The following is a 3,799-nucleotide window of genomic DNA, read 5'->3' on the forward strand; positions in this document are numbered from 1 at the left end:
CCGGTGCCGTCGGCGGCCTCGGCGAACGAGCGGCACCGGCCGTCGGGGGACAGCCCCCGCTGCCGGCTGAACTCGACGAAGACGTCCGGTGACGCCATCACAGCGGCGCCGCCGACCAGGGCGAAGGAGCACTCGCCCGATCGCAGGGACTGGCCGGCCAGGTGCAGTGCCACCAGCGAGGACGAGCAGGCCGTCTCCACGGTGACCGCCGGGCCCTCGGTGCCGAGCGTGTAGGCGATGCGCCCGGACGCCACGCTGGTCAGTGTGCCGCTCAGCAGGTGGCCCTCGACTCCGTCGGCGGAACCGCTGCCATAGCCCTGCGCCGCGACGCCCACGAAGACCCCGCCCTGGCTGCCGCGCAGCGACGTCGGGTCGATCCCGGCCCGCTCCAGCGCCTCCCAGGAGGTCTCCAGCAGCAACCGCTGCTGCGGATCCATCGCCAGCGCCTCGCGCGGGCTGATCCCGAAGAACGCCGGGTCGAAGTCACCCGCGTCCGAGAGGAAGCCGCCGCCCCTGGCGTAGAAGGTCCCCTCGTGGTCGGGGTCGGGGTGGTAGAGCCGCTCCAGGTCCCAGCCGCGGTCCGTGGGCAGCGCGCCGGTGGCGTCCCCACCGCCGGCGACGAGCCGCCACAGGTCCTCGGGCGACGACATGCCGCCGGGGAAGCGGCAGGCCATGGCCACGATGGCCAGCGGCTCGGCGCTGCCGGCACCGGTCGCCGCGGGCCGTACGCCGGTGCCGGTCTCCGCGCCCGTGTCCGTGCCGCCGAGTTCGGCGTACAGCCGGGCGGCGAGGTCCGCGACGGTGGGGTGGTCGAAGATCTCGGTCACGGGCAGCGGCAGCCCGGTGGCCTCGACCAGCCGGTTGCGCAGCTCGACGGCGGTCAGCGAGTCGAAGCCGAGGTCCTTGAAGGCACGGTCGACAGCGACGCCTTCGGCCGAGTCGTGTCCGAGGACGGCCGCGACGTGGTCACGGATCAGGTTCCGCACCGCGTCCTCCCGCCGGGCCTCCGGCAAGGCGGCGAGGTGCCCCGCGAGGCCGGTGGAGGGCCGGGGCGCCTCGTCCGTGACCGCGGCGAGTGCCGCGCGCACCTCGGGCAGGTCCTGGATCAGCGGCCGGGAGCGGGCCGCGGTGTAGGCGGGCGCGAACGTGTCCCAGCGGACATCGGCGACGGCGATCGCGGGTTCCGTGCCGGACGGCGCCGCGCCGAGTGCGGCGAGCGCCTCGGCGGGGGCCATCGCTGGCAGGCCGCGGCGGAGCAGTCGCTCCCGTGCCTCTTCGTCGGCCATGCCACCGCCCGCCCAGGGCCCCCAGGCGACGGAGGTGGCGGTGAGGCCACGGGCCCGGCGGCCGGCGGCCAGCGCGTCGAGGTAGGCGTTGGCAGCGGCGTACGCGCCCTGTCCCCCGCTTCCCCACACGCCCGCGATGGACGAGAACAGGACGAACGCGTCGAGCGGCGTGTCGCCGAGGAGTTCGTCCAGGTGACGGGCGCCCAGCACCTTCGCTGCCGCCGCCTCGTGGAGTGCGGCCACGTCGTCGCCGGCGAGCGGGCCGTGGCCGCCGAGGGTGCCCGCGGTGTGGAAGACGGCGGTGGGGTGGTGGGCGGCGAGCAGAGCGGCCACGGCGTCGCGGTCGGCGATGTCGCACGCCTCGACCGTCACGCGGGCCCCCAGCGCGGTGAGTTCGTCGCGTAGCGCCCCGACTCCGGGGGCGGCCGGGCCGCGGCGGCTGGTGAGCACCAGGTGCTCGGCGCCGTCGTCGGCGAGCCGACGGGCGAGGTGTCCGCCCAGTGCTCCCGTGCCGCCGGTGATCAGGACGGTGCGGTGGGGCGGGCGGACCGGCTCCGCGGGTGACGCGGCGCCATGTTCCAGACGGCGGCCGAGGACGCCGGCGGTTCGGATCGCGATCTGGTCCTCGTCGCCGCTGCCCGTGAGTACGCCGCGCAGACGGCCCAGGGCCTCCTCGTCGAGCGGGGCGGGCAGATCGACCAGGCCGCCCCAGAGCTCGGGCTGTTCCAGGCCGAGGACCTGGCCCAGGCCCCAGGTCTGCGCCTGGGCGGGACGCGTCTCGCCGTCGGCCGGGCCCACGGCGACCGCGCCCTGGGTGACCAGCCACAGCGGCGCGCCGAGCGCCGCGTCGGTCAATGCCTGGGCCGCAGTCAGGTTGGCCGCCAGTCCGGTGGGGACGGCCGGGTGGTGCGGGTGCGGGCGTTCGTCGAGGGCGAGCAGGGACAGGACGAGCGAGACCGGGGTCTGTACCGCCGCGTCCCGCAACCGGTCGGCGAGCGCGGCGCGGCCCTCGTCGCTCCCGACGGGGACGGTGACGAGGGTCGCACCGAGCCCGTCCAGCCATGTGGCGACAGGCTCGGCCCGGTCCTCGGTCTCCGGGACGAGGACCACCCAGCGGCCCTCCGGCCGGGCGGTGCCCGCGGTGGGCTCGGGCAGTGACTTCCAGCCGATGCGGTAGCGCCACTGGCCGGTCGCGGCCGGCCCGGCGCCGGTGGCGGCCGGGACGTGCGGCCAGAACCGCCGACGCTGGAACGGGTAGGTGGGCAGCGCGCGCGACCGGACTCCGACGCCGGCGAACAGCGCCCGCCAGTCGGGGCCGGCACCCCGCGTGTGCAGCCGGGCCACGGCGGTCATCAGGGTCCGCTCCTCGGGGCGGCCCTCACGGAGCAGCGCCAGCGCGGTGGTCCGCTCCTCGGGCAGGCAGTCGGGCACCATGCTCGACAGGACCCCGTCCGGGCCGAGTTCCACGAAGGTCGTCGCGCCAGCGGCGCGCAGGGCGGTCACCGCGTCGGCGAACCGCACGGTCACGCGCGCCTGCTGGGTCCAGTAGGCGGGCGAGCACGCCTCGGCGTCGGTGAGTTCGGCGCCGGTCGAAGTCGAGACGACGGGGATGCGCGGGGCTGCGTAGTCCAGGGTCTCGGCGATCCGCCGGTAGTCGGCGAGCATGCCGTCCAGGTGCGGCGAGTGGAAGGCGTGCGAGGTCCGCAGTCGTTTGGTCCTGCGGCCCCGGTCGCGCCAGTGCCGGGCGAGGGCGGTCACCGCGTCTTCGTCTCCGGAGACGACGACGGATCGGGGTCCGTTGACGGCGGCCACCGCGACCTGTCCGTCGAGGCCGGTGAGCGAGAGGACGACCTCGTCCTCGGACGCCTCGACGGCGAACATCGCGCCGTCGCCCCGCTGCGCCTGCATCAGCCGCCCGCGGGCGGTGACCAGGACGGCGGCGTCGGCCAGCGAGAGAACACCGGCCGCGTGCGCGGCGGCCAGTTCACCGACGGAGTGGCCCGCGAGGTGATGCGGGTCGATTCCCCAGTGGCGCAGCAGCCGGAAGAGGGCGACTTCGAGCGCGAAGAGCGCGGGCTGGGCGTACTCGGTGCGCTCCAGCGCCTCGGCATCCTCGGCGATCACCTGGCGCAGCGGGCGGTCGAGGTACCGATCGAGCTCCGCGCAGATCTCGTCGTAGGCGGCGGCGAACGCCGGGACGCGGGCGCGCAGTTCCAGTCCCATGCCGGGGCGCTGGCTGCCCTGGCCTGTGAACAGGAATGCCACCGTGCCCGCGGCGCTGTCCTCGACGGTGGCCCGGACGAGGCTCGCCGACGGCCTGCCGTCGGCGAGCGCGGCCAACCCCTGGAGCAGGGCGTCGCGGTCCTCGGCGAGCACCACGGCACGGTCGGGCAGGGCCGCCCGCGTGGTGCCCAGCGCGTACGCCAGGTCCCTGAGCCGGACGCCGTCGGCACCGGACGCGCCGCCGTCGGAGGCTTCGGTGCCGGCTTCGGCTTCCGTGCCGGCTTCGGCTT

General features: G+C 76.0%; 1 protein-coding gene. It reads right to left on the minus strand.

The genetic code is table 11. The features are described from left to right. A partial coding sequence (locus QR77_RS46475) for a type I polyketide synthase (RefSeq protein ID WP_160310877.1) occupies nucleotides 1-3,799 on the minus strand: 3,799 nt, incomplete at both ends.

Origin of the sequence: Streptomyces sp. 150FB (assembly GCF_000818195.1) — a bacterium.
Lineage (GTDB): Bacteria > Actinomycetota > Actinomycetes > Streptomycetales > Streptomycetaceae > Streptomyces.